This is a genomic window from Anatilimnocola aquadivae (assembly GCF_049819085.1).
Taxonomy (GTDB): Bacteria; Planctomycetota; Planctomycetia; order Pirellulales; family Pirellulaceae; genus Anatilimnocola.
On sequence record NZ_CP187419.1, the window covers coordinates 2,745,639 to 2,761,875 of the forward strand.

Below are 16,237 nucleotides of genomic sequence, written 5' to 3' on the forward strand. Positions count from 1 at the left end.
CTCCCGAGGCAAGGTCAGCCGGAATTCTGTTGCACCTTCCGGCTGACAATCGCTGTCAACGGGGAAAATCGCCAAAAGGGTAAAAAATATTGCAAGGGATTCCGAGGGGGCTTATATTTCCTTCGTACCCTACTCATCCTTGCAGTTTTCTGCTGACTAACCGGCCATGCGAATTGCACGCTAGCCAGCAGTTTCCTTGCGTGAACGAACAACGGCGTTCCCGCTTGGGCGAAGCATTATATCCTCTCCCTTCTATCGCTATTCATTGCGGAGCGAACCATGCAACGGGTTCCTATCCGGCGCGCCTTCACCCTGGTGGAGTTGCTCGTCGTCATTGCCATCATTGGCGTTCTGGTCGCCCTCTTGCTCCCTGCGGTTCAGGCCGCTCGCGAAGCCGCTCGACGTTCTTCGTGTTCGAACAACTTCAAGCAGATGGCGCTGTCGCTCCATAATCATCACGATGCGAAGTTAATTCTTCCCCCCGGCGGCACCTATTACGGTGCCTGCTGCGCACCAGCCACGTACACCAACTGGGCAATCGAAATTCTCCCCTTCATGGAACAGGGCCCTTTGTACGAGAAGTATCGCCAGAACGAAGAGAACATTTCTGCCAACAACGTGCTCATCGGTCAGAGTCGTGTCAAAACGTACGAGTGTGCGTCCGACACCATGATCGGCAAACTCGAAGTGCCCGGTTCGGGCCCGATTGGCACGAACCAATTAAGGCACGGCAGCTATCGCGCGGTGAGCGGCAAAATGAACCTCACCTCCGGGCACGGCGCTTGGGATAGCTACGAACCGGGTCTGTGGCCGGGTGGTACGATGGACCACTCGTATAAATCGCTGCTGCACTCGATCGGCGTCTCTTATAACAATGCTCCTGCGGGTACGACGGCGGCCGCCATGGGTGGACCAGAAAAAATGGCCAATGCCACCGACGGCCTCTCCAACACGCTGATGCTGGGTGAGTACACCACGCGTTCGACCACCTCGCGCGGCACCTTTTGGTCGTACACCTACGGTTCGTACAACCAATCGTCGGTGGGTGCCGAAAGTCGCCTCTACGGTAAGCCCTACGGAACAAGCGCCACGGATACCACCGGCTGCTGGGGAACCGCCGGCCTGTACGGCGACCAGACTTGCAAGCGGTCGTTCAACAGCGAGCATCCCGCTGGTGCCAACTGGGCCCTCGGCGATGGCTCGGTACGGTTCATCAGCTACAACGCCGACATTAACTTGCTGCAGAACATGGCGACCATGTCTGGCGGCGAGTCGGCAGTTCTTCCTTAGCACCTTCCTGATGATCACCACCATGATTCGCTCTGCCCTGCTGTGCTCCCTCGTCGTTATCACCTTCGCTGGTTGCGGTGGCTCAGGCTATGCTCCCGTATCCGGCATCGTAAAGGTGAACGGTCAGCCTTACGGCAAAGCCGTGGTCACCTTTCAGCCAATCGGGACCACCGAGAATCCAAATCCTGGTCGCGGGTCGAGTGCCTACACCGACGACACCGGCCGCTATGTGTTAGTTGGTGACAAGCCTGGCGCAGTGGTTGGCAAGCACCTCGTGCGGATCATGACGAAGGGGAACGATGTGGTTACTCAAAGCGCCGATGGCACCTCGGCCGACGGTGGTCCGGCGGTTCTCGCCGGCAAGAAGGTCGATCCCATTCCCGCAGAATGGAACTCGGCTAGCACTAAGGAATTCGTTGTCCCCGCCGGCGGCACCGACAAGGCAGACTTCGACATCTTCAGCAAAAAGTAGTTTTGTAAGCCGGCAACAAGCGGTACTGACCACGCCCGTCCCTGCGGCGGTGGTTCATTGGCTTTTGCGCAAGCAGTTGGCTCAGCCTATCGACTGCCTCCTATTCCAATCGCCGTAAGTCTTCGCTTCCAGCGGCGTCGCAGGGAAAACTTTGTTCACAACCCGGCCCGGTTTGTGAACGCCACCTGCAGTATCTCTCGGGTGCGGCGCGCCTGCGTGTCCACAAACCCCATCGGTTTGTGAACACCCACCCATTTCACGCTGTTGGGCTTACGTCGACTGGCGATCCACTCCACTCAACTTGCAGCGGCCCATTTTCGCTGTGGGTTTCAACCAAGTTTTCAAGGAACAGTCCGAGGCAACTTCCACGGCTCTGATAACCAAATCTGATAACTTTTTTAGCGATTTTTGCGCGATAACTGCTTGCCCGAAGATCCATCTGGGATTGAACTTAGGAAAAACAAATCGCCCATTCCGTGGAAATGGTGATAACCACTTTTTGCGACTCTCGCACTCGCAATTTGCGTGCTTCACGTGAGCCTGTTGGTTGGCCACTTCTCTCCACTCGCTGGCTGAACTGAATCTGCTCGAAGCGTGATTCTTTGTCAAACGGCACATACGAAATAATCGGGGTGGGCCGCGATGTTTTAGCCGACTTCGCTGCCAGCTGGCCGCAGTAGTGGACAAGCCAATAAACCACCGCCACAGGGGCTGTGGCGAGATTCGCGCAAGGGTCTACTTCGGGCCGCAGAATCGGCAAAATCGTTACAGATTAACAACCAGCATGCCGATGGATTAGGACAGAAGGCGGTCCTCTCTGGACCGACCAACAGATTGCCTATTCCCCCTGGGCTGTTGCGTTATGTGGTGTGCGAAATGTCAGCAGGATGTGCCCGCCGTGGTTCCGGGCGACCGGTCCAGTGGCCTGCGGTGCATACGCTGCCAGTCGCCGTTCGCATCAGCCAGCTACGACATTCCTATTCCCGCTGGCATTGAGCCACTCTCCATCTTGCCCGAGCAAGCCACCATCGAGAGTCTGCTGCAGCCTCCCATGCCCCAGGCCGACTGGCAACTCGAAGCCGAGCTTCGCTATGTCGAACGGCTCGCGATGGCGTGGAAGCAAGCGCCGCCGGTCACCGAGTCGGTCGCTTTGCCCGGCGAACTGCCCGCCGATGAAACGAACGGTCATTCGCGCGAGAAGAATCACCACGCAAATTCAGCCGGCGATGCTCCCAAACTTCGCTTTGCGGGACTGGCCTGGTCGGCGCTGTCGATCGGAGTAATGTGCTTCGTCTGCGGCGGCGTCCTATTAGGTTGGTCGGCCGTTAGCGGTCGCCAAAGCCTGTGGTCGCTGGGCTTGCCCCTCACCCTCTTGGGTCAGGCTGGTTTGATCCTCGGCCTGGTGCTGCAACTTGAATCGCTCTGGCAAACGAACCGCGCGACTTCGCACACGCTCGATCAACTCGACGGCGAACTCAATGAACTTCGGCACTCCACCACGCTCCTCACCCAGTCGCACAGCAACCCGTCGCAGTCCTTCTACTTGCACATGGCCGAAGGGGCGAGTCCACACCTCTTGCTGGCCGATCTCAAGGGCCAACTCGACCTGCTAAGTCAGCAGATGAGCAAGCGTCGCTAGGATTACTCCCCCATCACCGGCAGCGGGTATTGATGGGCGAAGCCCAGCGGCAGCGTGATGCCGGTGATCCAACGAGCATCCTCGGAGGCGAGGAACGTAATCGCCGCGGCCACATCGGCCGAGCGACCGACACCCAGCGGATGACACGCTTCGAGTTGCGCCCAAATCTCGGGTGTCAGCTTGGCGGTATGCTTTTGCACCATGGGTGTGTGCACGAGACCGGGGGCGACGGCCACGACGCGAATGCCTTGCTTGGCAACTTCCCAGGCCAGTGACTGAGTAAAGCCGATCAGGCCCGCCTTGCTGGCGCTATACACGCTAAAGCCCACGCAGCCGGCGAGGCCAAGTGCCGAGGCCACGTTGACGATCACTCCGCCCGGCGAGGTCAGATACGGCAACGCTGCCTTGGTCAGTGCGATGGAGCCATTCAGGTTTACTTCGAGCAGGTGCCGCCACTCTTCGTCGCTGGAGTCGACCAACCGGGAAGCGACCTCGATCCCGGCATTGTTAATCAGAATATCGAGTTTGCCGAACTGCTCGCGCCCCGTCGCGACGATCTGCTGCACATCTTCCGGGTGCGTGATATCGGCGGCCAGAAACACGTGCGGATATTTGCCGCGCGTCAGCTTCTTCAGCAGGCGCTCGGGCTGATGTCGCGAAGCGAGAACGAGCGACGCCCCTTCTTCAGCCATCCGCAGGGCAGTGGCACCGCCGATGCCGCGATCGCTGCTGCCGGTAATGATGGCCACTTTTCCGGCAAAGCGGGGGAGCGGTGTCGGCGACGGTTCGGTCATGGGCGGCTGGTTCGGGGGAACGAGTTCGGAAATCGAGCCTGAGAAAGGACCGTTCCGTCGGCAGAGACAAATCGGTACAGCCAGCAATTGGCTGACAGCAGCCATTCTTTGCGAATTGGCTCAGGCCGTAAACTCCACTGTGGCCCGAATTTTCGTTCCGTGAGGCCACCCCAGTCTCGTCAGTCGGGATCTCGTTTTCCTCAACCGCCCGCTGGGCAACTTCCGCTCGGCTGCCTACAATCTGTAGCTTCGCTCGGCGGTCACGGGGTGCTTCGTCACCCCGCTCGATTCGCCCAAGCGAACACCGTCAGGGGTTGAGACCGTAGCTCAGTTGGTAGAGCACGGCACTTTTAATGCTGGGGTCGCGGGTTCGAGTCCCGCCGGTCTCATTTACCCCTTCTGGGCTTTCGCGCTAGCCGCCTTAAGTAGCCCGACGCGTCGGGGCACCTTAGAAGTGCCCACTTTCTTAGCAGCCGCTGTGCAACATTTTGCGGCAGTCTCGCGAATTTGCGCGGTGCGTCGAGCGGCCCGCAAGTTATTCTCCCGCTGGATTGAATTGAAATTGGCTGCCTGCGCGTGATGTTTCACCCTCTTTCTGGTGATCTGTTCAGCTGATGGTCGCAATCTCTTAAGCTTTGGCGCGCGTTTCGCATACGACGTGCTTTGATCCGAGCCCCAATTCGGAACCTCGCCTGCTCGATTATACGAACCCACCGTTCGTCCTCTCCTTCGAGCAACCCCTCAATCCCATCCTGCCCTGCGCTGACAACCTCCTTTCGGGCTACTGCCTGCAACTGTGTTCGTTGGTCGGGCTTCCGCTCGCGCGGTAACAGTCACCGCATCGTTTTTGCGCGATGTCCCGTGGCTCGATATCCGTGTGCGCACGTTCAATTTTTCCGGCAGTCATTCTTACTTTCGCGAGGAAATTCATGGTGAGGAATTCAAATCGAGCACGACGCGCGTTTACCCTCGTGGAACTGTTGGTGGTGATTGCGATCATCGGCGTCTTGGTGGCGCTGTTATTGCCGGCTGTACAAGCCGCGCGTGAATCGGCGCGCCGCATGTCTTGCGGTAACAACATCAAGCAACTCGCGCTGGCTCTGCACAACTATCAAGACTCGCTCGGCAAGTTGCCGCCAGCGGGCCTTGGCCTGGCCTCGTGCCGCGGAGCAGGCTCCGAAACGATTGGGTTGAATACCTCGGGCTGGACCATGACGCTGCCTTACTTCGAACAGACGGCACTCTATGCGAAGTACGACTTCAATCAGTGTGCGAGCGTGTTCAAGCAAACGGGCAATACCGCGACATTGCAGGGCGATCCGGTTACCAGTGGCAATGCGGCCGTAGTCTCGACGCGCCTGAAGGTCTTCAATTGCCCCTCGGACAACGGCAACCCGCTGTTGCGTGAAGGTGCCGATGGCTCTTCCCACTACATCATCAAGGCAGGCAGCGGATTCTCGGGAGCAAAGACCAACTACGACTTCGCTACCAATGGTCCGACGGAATGTACCCAGACGTGGGAATCGTACGGCAACAACCGCCGCATGTTCGGCAATCAAAGTTCCTCGAAGATCGAAGATGCCAAAGACGGCAGCAGCAACACCATCATGCTGTGCGAAACAACCTTCGAAGTTTGGGACGGCCGCGCACCGGCTTGGGGTTACCGCGGTTGGGTACAAGTCGGTATCGATCCGGTCGGCAAGAACTCGCCGCAAGGCATCAACATCTGGCCCTGCTGCCCCTGGAACAGCTGGGGCTCATCGCCCATTCCCGGCAAGCATGGCAAGCTTGGTGAATGGGGTTCGTCTGGCAGCTTGCATCCCGGTGGTGCGATGTTCGCCCTGACCGATGGCTCGGTTCGCTTCCTCAGCCAGAACATTACCTCGACCACTCTGGAAGCACTCGCCACCGCCAACGGCGGCGACCTTCCAGGCGATTACTAAACCAGTCAAGCAAACAAACCAAACGAAGCTAAGAAAACCAAGGAGCGTTTTGAGATGACCAAAGGACTAGCAACTGCTTTTGCCCTGCTCGCGTTGAGCCTGTCGGTTGGATTGACGGGCTGCGGTGGCCCCAACCTGAGCGAGAACCTGGTGCCAGTCACCGGGACCGTGACGATGGACGGCAAGCCACTGGCTGGCGCCAGCGTCACCTTCGTGGCAATTGGTACGACGCCGGGTATGGGTGGCGTGGGCACGGTCGACGAGAGTGGCAAGTTTGAGGTCAGCCATTTTCGCGCGGGCAAGGGACTCGATCCGGGCGAATATAAGGTCGTCATCAGCAAGCGCGTGATGAGCAACGGTTCGCCGATCCCAGCTGGCACGCTCTCGATCGCCGACCTGAGCACCCGGGACATCGTGCCGCCGCGCTATAGCGATTACAACAAGACCACCCTGGCATTGGCGGTCAGCGCTGGTGGCCAACCGCTCACCTTTGCCCTCACCTCGCGGTAGTTCGTCACACCGCCATCAGTAGTCGATCACAGCCCCTTGGCTGCGCTCACTTGCCTTGAGCGCGCAAGGGGTTTCGGCTTTTCTTGGCTCTAGATCTTGGCTCTAGATCTTGGCTCTAAAGATGGTGCGATTGGGATAGAGGTCTCGAAGTTGATATTTTCAAGCGGAAGTATTTGACGAATCCGCGCGCTTGGATTATCACAGTACGTCAGACCGGTGTTTCAACAGGAAGTTTTTGCAGACTGTCTCTATGCTCGCGGATCGAGCTTGTAACCGAACCCCACCGCAGCGAATTCGCTGTCTGGCGGTTACTTTTCTCTGGGCAAGTTTGCTCGCCAGTCTGTTCCCGGCTATTGCTCCTGGTGCCTCGCTGCCAGCGCCCGAAGTGGCGACAGTCGCGTCCCCAAATCAGCCAAGCCAGATGCTGTTCGTGCTGACGAGTCCGTTAGCACCGCGCGTGCAAGCGGAACCGACTCAGCCAACCCAGGTGCCCGTCGCCGTATTGGGTCAGGTTACATCTGAGGCTCCGACCGAGTTTCATAGCGGCAGCAATTTGCGAATCGAAAGTGATTGGACGGCAGTCATCTATTGGCAGCCTGCGTCACTGCTCTCTCCCAGGCTGATCCCCACGGGATTGGTCCTGTCTTACTTGTGCGATTCCGCCCGCCACCAGTGTTGCGGCGTGCAGTTGATCTAATCGGCCCGCGCTGAATGTCAGTGAGTGAACTGGCTAGTCTCGCGCGGCCATGCTGCCGACTTTGATGTCTGCTTCTGTGCCAATCGCTTGAACTGTCTGGGCACATCTTCCTGGCATCTCTCGCCAACTGCGATCGTCATTAGCGTTGCCGTATCGGCAACGCGCGCAACAAGCGGACCAATCTGTCATCAGTCTCCAGAGAGAGGAACTCCTTCCGATGATTCAACTTCATCCTTCGCGCACGCCCGATATGATCGCTGCGGCTTTGGCTCACATGCATACCCAACTCGGCATGCCGACTCGCGCCTGCGAGTCGTGGGGGCCATCGACACGAGTGCAGACCGATTTCGCTGGCCAGCCAATTCAGCAGTACCTGACGATGCTGGTGCGAGTTACTGGCGGCCGCTACTTGCTGGTGAGGCACATCGTCGATCTCGATCGCATCTCACGCCGCGTGCCGCTCATTCATGAACTTGCCGAAAAAGAAGCGCGCTGGTGGATCAGCAATCTCGAACTCGAGGCGGTGCCACACCACACCGAATCTGAAGTCGCTTGAGCTGACCGCAGAACCATATCCTTACTTTCCGCTGGCCCACTGCCGAGCCCAGGCCTCGGCAGTCGGCCGGTCGGGAAAGCTTTGGACGGCTGTTTTCGCGTTCGGACGAGCGCTTTCCGGCAGCAGCTCGACGGACTCTCGCAGCCATTTTTGCGCGAGCATCGGGACATGAAATGTGTTGACTTGTCGAATTGGTCGCCGGCCATCGACGGCTTGTAACGTGGCGACAAAGTGTGGATTCGCCGCAAAGGGATCGGTGTAGTTCTGCTTCTTCAAGTGCAGCACCAGGCGGTTTTCCAACTCCGGCAAGTTCTCGCCAAATTGCAGCTGAAAGGTTGCCAGGTTCTGCCTCACGATGCCCGGATCGACGATTGGACCCGGAGCCTCGAACGGCCCTAGTTCGCTCATTCGCTTGACGTAGTTGTTGAACTCCACCCGCTTATTCTTCGCCAGGTAGTGCGTCAGCGACCAGGCGGTTGCATAACCCGTGCTGGTGAGCCGCGCTGCCTGCGTCGTGTGTTCGATCAGCTGACCATTCGGCTTTTCAGTGGCCCGGCTCTTGATGTATTGCTCCAGCTCAAACATGCGCAGGTCGTTCACCTGGCCGGAACCTTTCCAGCGCAACTTTTCGCCGGCCACCGTGGGGGCGAAGTACTCGGCCAAGCCTTCGCTCAGCCACATTGGCCACAAACTCAGCCGCTGCTGCACGCCGATGTTGTGCAGAATCTGGTGCGCTCCTTCGTGAGCAATGGTCGAGAGTGCCTGCTGAACGGCCAGGTCGGGCCTCTGCTGCGCCAGGTCGGACTGCTCGTACATAAACACGCGATTGCTCAGGGTGTGATAGTAGGCCACGACTCCGGGCGGCATGCGTTTGTGCTTTTGAAACTCTTCCTGCGTGCTGAACATGACGACGACCATCGGCAGCGTTGGCTCTTTGACGTCGATCTGTTGCGCTCTGCCGTGCAAGATCACGCCCGGCAACATCGTTTCCAGAATGCGGCTGGTCGCTTGGGCGAAACCATCGGTCGTGTTGTAAACGTAGACGTAGTGATTCGTCTGCTTGGTCTTAAAGCCGGGAAACTCGTCGCGGATGAGTCGCTCGCCGAGAACCTTGCGGTCAATCGGTTCGAACTTGCGATCGCTGGGAGAGAACTCGCCCTTCTTGCGAGGCACCAGTTGGCCATCGGGGAGCAGCAGCATGGCGTTGTCACCAATGGTGACATATCCCTGGGCGACGACGGGCTGCGAGCTTGCGTCCAGGGTGGTTACCGTTTCGCCTTTGCCCTTGCGAATCGGGCCGCTGGGCAGATCGATGCCCATATCGCGAGGCTCGACCGTCGTCGTCGGAGGCCAATCGGCAGCGGCACATTCCGTAAAAAAGGAACCGCCCTCCCCTGCCCCGCTGCCAATCAGGATTGCTACGGCGAGCAGCATGAGCGGAGGCAGCCAAGGCGGTTGAGCGGTTTTCATGCGAGAAAAACTGCAAACGCAGCTGCGAAGGGGCGGAAAAGGCGTCCAACGAGACGCTTGTATCGTATCCCGAGGACGGCCTCGCGGAAAGCAAATACCGCAAATTCGCTGGCCCGCATGCTGGCAGTTAAGTACTATATTACGAAGGGGTTAGGCAAGTCGGGCGAAGTCGTCCGGCGACTCCTCCCCGCAAATTCGAAACCCCAGAACCTGCCGGGGGTTAGATAGCATGACGGCTCGTTCTGCCTATTCGGCAGTGAGTCATCTATTTTCCGTCCCCGTCCAGCATCTGTCCCGCTCAAATTCGGTCCGTCCCTCCTTGCGGTCCGCTGAAGGAATCTGCTCCATGCCTTCCAAGCTTCGTTTCGCTGCTGGGGTTCTCGCCAGTTGGCTCGTGGCTGTCTCGCTCACCACCGTCTGGGCTGCCGACGAAGCCTTCGTTGGCGTCCTGGCTCTCGCTTCCGACCCCGCCGTGGCGAAAGAACTGGGACTCAGCGAAGACGTGCTGAAACAGTTGAACGAGCTGATCGGGAAGCGAGAGGATGAAGTCGGTTCGTTGGCACTGGAGATCAAAGATCTGCCCGCCGCCGAGAAAACAGCCAAGCTGGCCCCCTTCGTCGCCGAGTCCGAGAAGCAAGGTCTGGCTCTGCTCACCGCCGAACAACAAACCAAGCTGCAACAGATTCGCGTGCAGCGAGCCGGTATGATTGGCTTGCTGGATAAATCGATTGCCGACAAGGTGGGCGTGACCGACAGCCAGAAGATGAAGTTCGACATCATCTATCAGCTCTTTTTGCGCGATAGCGCCACGTTGCCCGAAGCTGAGAAGTCTCGCGCCAGCATCGAACTCGAAAAGAAGATGCTCGCCATCCTGGACAAAGAACAACGCACCAAGTGGGAAGCGCTCACCGGTCGTGTGGTCCCCGAACTCGCTGAGACCACTCCTGCTGGCCCTCCAGGAATTGGCCGACCTATGGGTGTGCCCGGTGCTGCAGCCGGTACGACTCCCAAGGCAATGGGCCCAACCAACGCCAGCGTGCGCGTTGGTACCCCCGGACTCAAAGCCGGCGATGGCGACGTGAAGCTGAAGTTCCAGTTTCGCTATGCCCCCTGGAAAGAAGTAATCGAGTGGTTTGCTGAGCAGTCCGATTTTTCGCTCGTCTCCGATGTCTACCCGACCGGTACCTTCAACTACGCCGATACACGGGCTTACACGCCGGCTCAAGCGCTCGACCTGCTCAATAGCGTGCTGAACACCAAGGGATATCGTCTGGTTCGCAAAGAGCGGATGCTCTTCCTGCTTAGCGATGAGGATGAACTGCCCGATACCTATGCTCCGCGCATCGTCGAAGCCGACCTCGCCAAGTACGGAGATACCGAGATCGTGCAGTGTCTCTTTCAGCTGGCGAAAGTCACGGCCGAAGAAGCCGAGAGTGAAGTCAAGAAGATGCTCGGGCGCCATGGGAAAATCGTGGTGTTGCCGAAGGCTCGCCAAATTGTGGTGACCGAAATGATCGGCACGTTACGCCAGATTCGCAGCACGATTCAGGCGATCGAGAACCCTTCCATTCCCAAAGACGAAGATGTTACGGAAATCAAGTTCGAGAACATTCGTCCGAGCGAGTTCATGGCCTTAAGCACGGCTTTGCTAGGCATTCCTGCCAACACCACCGCCGCCCCCGATGGCAGCTTGCGATTCTCGGTCGATGAATTGGGCATGCGTGTGCTCGTTACGGGCAAACCAGAACGCATCGAGAAGGTAAAAGAAATCCAGAAATTGCTCGACGTCGCTTCCAGCACTTCGGCCAGCGGAACGCCCATTGAGCAACCTCAACTGGCCATCTACAGCGTGCAAAAGGCCGATCCAGCCGCCGTGCTGCAAGTATTGCAAACATTGCTCGCTGGAGTGCCCGATGTGCGTCTGACCATCGATCCGAAGACGGGCAACCTGGTCGCTCTGTGCCGTCCCACCCAGCACAAGACGATCATCGCCACGCTCGACGAAATGCAACGCGATGCGACCGATATCGAAGTCTTCAAGCTGCGTCGGATCGATCCGCAGGCGGCCGTGCTGCAGATCAATAAGCTGTTTGGTGGCGACGGCGATAAGCCCGCTGCCAATGCACCCAAAGTCGATGCCGATACCACCAACATGCAATTGGTCGTGCGGGCTAACAAGCCGCAGATTGAACAAATCCGCAGCCTGCTGCAAAAGATGGGAGAAGTCGGGGGTGGTGAAGACTTCGTTGGTGGCGCTGCCGCCGAACGCAAGGGCTATCGCACCATTCCGCTGACCGGTCGCTCGGCGATGAAGGTCATCGATCAACTCGAAGTCATCTTCCCCCTCCAGCACAAGAACAAGATTCGCGTGGTTACTCCCGGCAATAAGAACATGCCGAATGAACTGCGCAACAACTTTGGTCCTCCGGGCGAAACTCCCGAAGCAGCCCCGCAGGGGCCTGCTCCGCCGCCTAAGCCTGAACCAACGACCATCCTCGAAGAGGCTCGGCGCTCGATTGATGGTCTTCAACGCCCGGTAATCGTGCGGGATGAAGACAAAGATCGCACTGCTCGGCGCTTCATCCCTAACAGCAACTTGCAATTCATCAGCCAGCTTGGTGCCGCAGCGGAAGGTGAAAAGAAGCCAGCCGAAGCGGCTGAAACCAAGCCGGCAGAAGCAAAGCCAGCCGAAGGCGTTGCTGAAGCCGAAGCGCCTAAAGGTCCCGTTTCCGTTCCTGGGGCCGAGATCGTCATTACGCTCACACCAAACGGCATTCTGATCGTCTCGGAAGATCTCGATGCACTCGACGAAATGGAAATGATGCTGCGGCAGATTGCCGACCAGCGCGGCGGCGGCAAAGAGATGGCCATCTATTACCTCAAGTTTGCGAAAGCTCAGGTTGCTGCGACGCTACTGCAAGAAATTCTCAGTGGCAGCGGCGGCTCAAGTGGTGGCGACGCTGGTGGCGGCAGCCTGATGGGCGACCTCGCTTCCAGCATGATGGGTGACATGGGCGGCGGCTTGCTCGGCGGTCTGCTCGGCATGGGTGGCGGCGGAGGCAGTGGCGGCACCCCGGTGACTGCCGGTTCGGCCACGATTACGCCCGATATCCGCCTGAATGCCTTGATCGTTCAAGCCAGTTCGGCCGATCACGAAAAAATTGAAGACCTGCTCGATCTGCTCGACAAGCCCTCGGGACCCGAAGCAGTACAACTCGTCGCTGCTCCGCGGTTCATTCCCGTGCTCAACAGCACTGCCGATTCAATAGCGACCGTGGTTCGCCAAGTCTATGCCGGCCGCATGACAGCCGAAGGAAACGGCCAACAGCGGCAGCCTTCGCCCGAAGACTTCGTCCGCGCGTTGCGGGGCGGTGGTCGTGGAGGTCAGAACCAGCAGGCCAACAAGGGTGAAGAACAGAAGATGACAGTGGGCGTCGATACTCGCACCAACTCGCTGATTGTCGCGGCCCCCGATTATTTGTTCGAAGAAGTGAAGGCTCTGGTCAAGCAGCTTGATACCGCAGAACTCAGCTCGGACGAAACCGTCCGCGTCGTTTCGCTGCGGGGCTCGAATGCCGACGTCATCACTCGTTCGCTGGCTCAGGTTTATGGCGAATCGATCACCAGCAGCAAAACGACGACCACTGGTACTTCTACCAGCAGCCGTCCGAGTAGCTCCAGCAGTGGGCAACGCTCGGGTGGCCAGGGCGGAAGTCGTGGTGGTCAGAACAATCAGTCGCAACAAGCTCCTCAGGTTAACAATAACATTCGCCAGCAAATGGAAATGTTCAACGCCCTGCAAGGCGGTGGTCGCGGAGGCCGAGGTGGTGGCGGAGGCGGCTTCGGTGGAGGGGGCGGCGGATTTGGCGGCGGTGGTGGTGGCCGCGGCGGACGATAAACCACTGCTGGCTGCCAAGCTCGCGGTCGCAAGTCGAACGCCACCCTGAAGAGGGGCGTTCACAAACTGGGGTAGGTTTGTGAGCCGCAGGTGCGGTATCTCTCGGGAACGGCGCGCATTCGTGTCTAAACCCCTGGTAGGTTTGTGAACAAGTTTTTTCCAGCCGCCTGTTTCTGACCGCTCTTACGCTTAGGCGAAGATTGCCCGCGCCTTGCTGTGCCGGCCCGCGCAGCAGAGCGGACAACGACCGCTGAGGGCGATCCATCGCGTTCAGCAAAATCTTGACCCGCCGGGATCTTTTTTGTTGGCGAATTGTTACCGGCACATTACAATTCGCCCCATTGAGGGGTGTTACTAGCCCCTACAGTCTTTTCTTTGAGCTTTACGTTCGTTGTGCCCGAATTGCCTGCGCTGAATTCTCCATTCTTCTCTCGGGAGATTTACGATGGCTTGTGGTCTACGCCTGCGCGTCCTTACGAAACGCGGCTTCACACTGGTTGAATTGCTCGTTGTCATTGCCATTATTGGCGTGCTGGTGGCTTTGCTCCTTCCCGCGGTTCAAGCCGCCCGCGAAGCAGCCCGGCGAACGCAGTGTACGAATAACATCAAGCAGCAAGTGTTGGGCTTACACAACTGCCACGACACCTACTTGTACATGCCACAATTCGGCTATGCCTGGCCAAAGGGAAGTACCACGCTGGTGAAATCGTCGACTTTCTGGTCGATGCTTCCCTATCTGGAACAGGGGGCGATGTTCGACAAACTGGCACCCCTCTCCACATCCAGCGCGTTCTTCAATAGCGCGACCGCGACCAATTCATTTGCCACCAGGGTGCCGGCTTATGTCTGCCCATCGGACGCGACCATCAAAGCGAGGGCCATCGCGACCACTTCGAATTACAACATGAACAGCTACAACGTGAACGGTGAGGTATTTGTCACGGGTGAGTATCCGCGTTTGGCGGGCATGACTGACGGCACTTCGTCCACGGTGATGTTGGTGGAGCATATCTCGTTGTGCCGCAATCCAGCCGGCGGCAACAATGCGACCGATGGCCGGTCCGTGTGGCCAGCCGTGAATCTCACAACGGGTGACCCGATTGTTTATTGGCCGAACGCGGCCGTCAGCAATACGGTTCCGCCGGGATTTCCCAGCGGAAGTTTTGCGACTCAATATGCCACGGCGAAAATTCCCGATCCTTCGAACGGCAATGTGCAAAGCTGGCGAGCGCCTCAGGCAGCACCCACGCTCGGCCCCACTGGCACTTGCAACCCCACAACCTCCAGCGCGTTTCACCCTTCCGTCGTGATGGTCGGCCTGGGCGATGGCAGCGTGCGGGCGGTGAATGGCAGCATTTCTCTGAAGACCTGGAACGCGGTCCTAACTCCCGACAAAGGCGAAACGCTCGCCAGCGATTGGTAGGACGGTCTGTCTGCCTGTGTGCGAACGGCCAATCACGAAGGGCGATGCGAATATGAAGCTAGGGTTTTGTCTGTTGCTAGGCATCGCCACGCTGGGCTGTCTGGCTGGTTGTGGCTCCCAGGTGGGCACCGTCAGCGGACAAGTGACCGTGGATGGCCAACCTCTGACGAAAGGCGTGATCTCGTTTGTTCCCGAGAAGAATCCAAACAGCAGTACTACCGTTGAGATTGTGAATGGCAACTACACCGCGCAGGTGGTTGCGGGTAAGTCGGTCGTGCAGATTTCGGCCCCCATCGTCACGGGCACTTTTCCTGAGCACGACGGCCCCGGTGCCGCTCTGCTGGAACGCACCGAAGAGAGCCTGCCGGCCAAGTATCACAGCGCCAGCGAATTGAGCTTTGAAGTCAAACCAGGATCAAACACTCAGAGTTGGTCGCTTGAGGCTTTGAAAAAGCTCAGGTACCGATAGCGGAGCGATTCACTCGCTTCTTCATCAAATCTTCACATGAATTCGGCGGCTTAAACGCCCTAAGTTCTCTGGACTCTCTGCAGATCCTCTCCTAAAATTCGCCAGCCCTTCACAGAGTCTTCTTGCATTCTTCATGCAACAGGACAGGGCAACGTTCGGCCGGATCTGACGCATGGATCGGCAGAGGGGAGAGCGCGAATGTGGGATCTCTGGTGGGGATCGTTGGCCATCGCCTTGGTTGCGCTCGCGGTCTTTCTCTTCTCACTCTGGCTGGCTCGGTTTGCTTCGCCGCGCGCCATGGAGCTCGCCGGCTGTGTGGTGGTTGGGCTGCTGTTTTACTACATCTACGAACTGTGGTACGACGTTCGGATTGCTCGTTGGCTCTCGACGCCGAACCTGATTCTCGTCGGCAATTGGTTGCCAATCATCGCGGCGGCGCTAGCCGCCATCGTGTGGCATCGTCCGGCAACGTCCGCGCTAAGGCGCGTCGTCTGCATTGCCGGTCTGGCTGCTGCCGCCAGTTTCAGTTTCCTTTACCCACTGCTGGGCAACGCACCCGCCTGTGAAGACCGCTGGGATAGCCTGGGGACTTGCCTGCAAACGACCAAACAAACATGCTCACCAGCGAGTGCCGCCACGTTGCTTCGTCAGTATGGAATTGCCGCCACCGAACAAGAGATGGCTGAACTGTGCCTGACCCGCGACGGCACCAGTTGGCAGGGACTGTATCGCGGGCTGAAGTTGAAAACAGCCGGAACACCCTACGATGTGGAAGTCGTTTGGTGCAGCGACGATCAGCTGCGCGAACTGGCCGATCGGCCAGTGATTCTCAGCGTGGGGCTGGCGCGAGGTTCTCGTTCCGACTCAGATTTCACTCGGGAGTTTGGCTGGCAACCCGGCGTGAATCACAGTGTGGTGCTGCTGGAGTTCGACTCTGCAGGGAACGCGGTCATCGCCGATCCATCGCTGGAAATGTGCCGCGAGCACTGGTCGCGCGATATGCTCCGCACCCTCTGGCGTGGCTACGCGTTCCGGCTGGTGGAGAGGAAGGGCTAGAGATTAGGAAATAGTATTCG

Annotated in this window: 12 protein-coding genes and 1 tRNA gene; 11 read left to right on the forward strand and 2 right to left on the reverse strand. The window is 58.4% G+C overall.

All coding sequences use genetic code 11. The annotated features are described in order from the left end of the window. Positions 1–279 precede the first annotated feature (279 nt). The 3 genes from NA78x_RS11165 to NA78x_RS11175 all read left to right on the forward strand — a co-directional run bounded on the left by NA78x_RS11165 (position 280) and on the right by NA78x_RS11175 (position 3,401). Positions 280–1,290: a DUF1559 domain-containing protein gene (locus NA78x_RS11165; RefSeq protein WP_425618525.1), complete on the forward strand. Its 1,011-nt coding sequence runs from the start codon at positions 280–282 to the stop codon at positions 1,288–1,290. A gap of 22 nt (positions 1,291–1,312) precedes the next feature. Beyond that, positions 1,313–1,762: a hypothetical protein gene (locus NA78x_RS11170; RefSeq protein ID WP_425618526.1), complete on the forward strand. Its 450-nt coding sequence runs from the start codon at positions 1,313–1,315 to the stop codon at positions 1,760–1,762. Between the two features lie 862 nt (positions 1,763–2,624). Then, entirely contained in the window at positions 2,625–3,401 is a 777-nt protein-coding gene (locus NA78x_RS11175; protein WP_425618527.1) for a hypothetical protein, read from the forward strand. 2 nt (positions 3,402–3,403) lie between these two features. On the opposite strand, the gene NA78x_RS11180 is transcribed toward NA78x_RS11175, so the two are convergent. Next, the gene (locus NA78x_RS11180; RefSeq protein ID WP_425618528.1) at positions 3,404–4,195 is read right to left on the reverse strand and encodes an SDR family NAD(P)-dependent oxidoreductase; all 792 of its coding nucleotides are present in this window, start codon (positions 4,193–4,195) and stop codon (positions 3,404–3,406) included. 316 nt (positions 4,196–4,511) lie between these two features. On the opposite strand from NA78x_RS11180, the gene NA78x_RS11185 reads away from it, so the two are divergent. From NA78x_RS11185 to NA78x_RS11200, 4 genes are all read left to right on the forward strand, one after another. Beyond that, positions 4,512–4,584, forward strand: a tRNA-Lys gene (locus NA78x_RS11185). Between the two features lie 540 nt (positions 4,585–5,124). Continuing rightward, positions 5,125–6,138: a DUF1559 domain-containing protein gene (locus NA78x_RS11190; RefSeq protein WP_425618529.1), complete on the forward strand. Its 1,014-nt coding sequence runs from the start codon at positions 5,125–5,127 to the stop codon at positions 6,136–6,138. A 54-nt stretch (positions 6,139–6,192) separates the two neighbouring features. Beyond that, on the forward strand, positions 6,193–6,648 hold the full coding sequence (locus NA78x_RS11195; RefSeq protein WP_425618530.1) for a carboxypeptidase-like regulatory domain-containing protein: 456 nt from the start codon (positions 6,193–6,195) through the stop codon (positions 6,646–6,648). A gap of 914 nt (positions 6,649–7,562) precedes the next feature. Then, positions 7,563–7,901 carry a hypothetical protein gene (locus NA78x_RS11200; protein WP_425618531.1) on the forward strand — a complete coding sequence of 113 codons (339 nt, stop codon included), beginning with the start codon at positions 7,563–7,565 and terminating at the stop codon, positions 7,899–7,901. 21 nt (positions 7,902–7,922) lie between these two features. Here the strand turns inward: NA78x_RS11200 and NA78x_RS11205 are convergent, their stop codons facing one another. Further along, positions 7,923–9,371, reverse strand: coding sequence for a DUF1570 domain-containing protein (locus NA78x_RS11205; protein ID WP_425618532.1), 1,449 nt, complete (start codon positions 9,369–9,371; stop codon positions 7,923–7,925). Between the two features lie 346 nt (positions 9,372–9,717). Between NA78x_RS11205 and NA78x_RS11210 the strand changes: the two genes are divergently transcribed. From NA78x_RS11210 to NA78x_RS11225, 4 genes are all read left to right on the forward strand, one after another. Beyond that, positions 9,718–13,269, forward strand: a complete 3,552-nt coding sequence (locus tag NA78x_RS11210) for a secretin N-terminal domain-containing protein (protein WP_425618533.1) — start codon at positions 9,718–9,720, stop codon at positions 13,267–13,269. A 445-nt stretch (positions 13,270–13,714) separates the two neighbouring features. Then, the gene (locus NA78x_RS11215; protein WP_425618534.1) at positions 13,715–14,692 is read left to right on the forward strand and encodes a DUF1559 domain-containing protein; all 978 of its coding nucleotides are present in this window, start codon (positions 13,715–13,717) and stop codon (positions 14,690–14,692) included. A gap of 52 nt (positions 14,693–14,744) precedes the next feature. Continuing rightward, positions 14,745–15,161, forward strand: coding sequence for a hypothetical protein (locus NA78x_RS11220; protein WP_425618535.1), 417 nt, complete (start codon positions 14,745–14,747; stop codon positions 15,159–15,161). Positions 15,162–15,359: 198 nt separating this feature from the next. After that, entirely contained in the window at positions 15,360–16,217 is an 858-nt protein-coding gene (locus NA78x_RS11225) for a hypothetical protein (protein ID WP_425618536.1), read from the forward strand. The last annotated feature ends 20 nt before the right edge of the window (positions 16,218–16,237 follow it).

Bases quoted from the DNA above. Each gene is read 5' to 3' on its own strand.
- NA78x_RS11195 (WP_425618530.1), top strand. From the start codon at position 6,193: ATGACCAAAGGACTAGCAACTGCTTTTGCCCTGCTCGCGTTGAGCCTG.
- NA78x_RS11190 (WP_425618529.1), top strand. From the start codon at position 5,125: ATGGTGAGGAATTCAAATCGAGCACGACGCGCGTTTACCCTCGTGGAA.
- NA78x_RS11225 (WP_425618536.1), top strand. From the start codon at position 15,360: ATGTGGGATCTCTGGTGGGGATCGTTGGCCATCGCCTTGGTTGCGCTC.
- NA78x_RS11200 (WP_425618531.1), top strand. From the start codon at position 7,563: ATGATTCAACTTCATCCTTCGCGCACGCCCGATATGATCGCTGCGGCT.
- NA78x_RS11210 (WP_425618533.1), top strand. From the start codon at position 9,718: ATGCCTTCCAAGCTTCGTTTCGCTGCTGGGGTTCTCGCCAGTTGGCTC.
- NA78x_RS11175 (WP_425618527.1), top strand. From the start codon at position 2,625: ATGTGGTGTGCGAAATGTCAGCAGGATGTGCCCGCCGTGGTTCCGGGC.
- NA78x_RS11205 (WP_425618532.1), bottom strand. From the start codon at position 9,371: ATGAAAACCGCTCAACCGCCTTGGCTGCCTCCGCTCATGCTGCTCGCC.
- NA78x_RS11170 (WP_425618526.1), top strand. From the start codon at position 1,313: ATGATTCGCTCTGCCCTGCTGTGCTCCCTCGTCGTTATCACCTTCGCT.
- NA78x_RS11215 (WP_425618534.1), top strand. From the start codon at position 13,715: ATGGCTTGTGGTCTACGCCTGCGCGTCCTTACGAAACGCGGCTTCACA.
- NA78x_RS11180 (WP_425618528.1), bottom strand. From the start codon at position 4,195: ATGACCGAACCGTCGCCGACACCGCTCCCCCGCTTTGCCGGAAAAGTG.
- NA78x_RS11220 (WP_425618535.1), top strand. From the start codon at position 14,745: ATGAAGCTAGGGTTTTGTCTGTTGCTAGGCATCGCCACGCTGGGCTGT.
- NA78x_RS11165 (WP_425618525.1), top strand. From the start codon at position 280: ATGCAACGGGTTCCTATCCGGCGCGCCTTCACCCTGGTGGAGTTGCTC.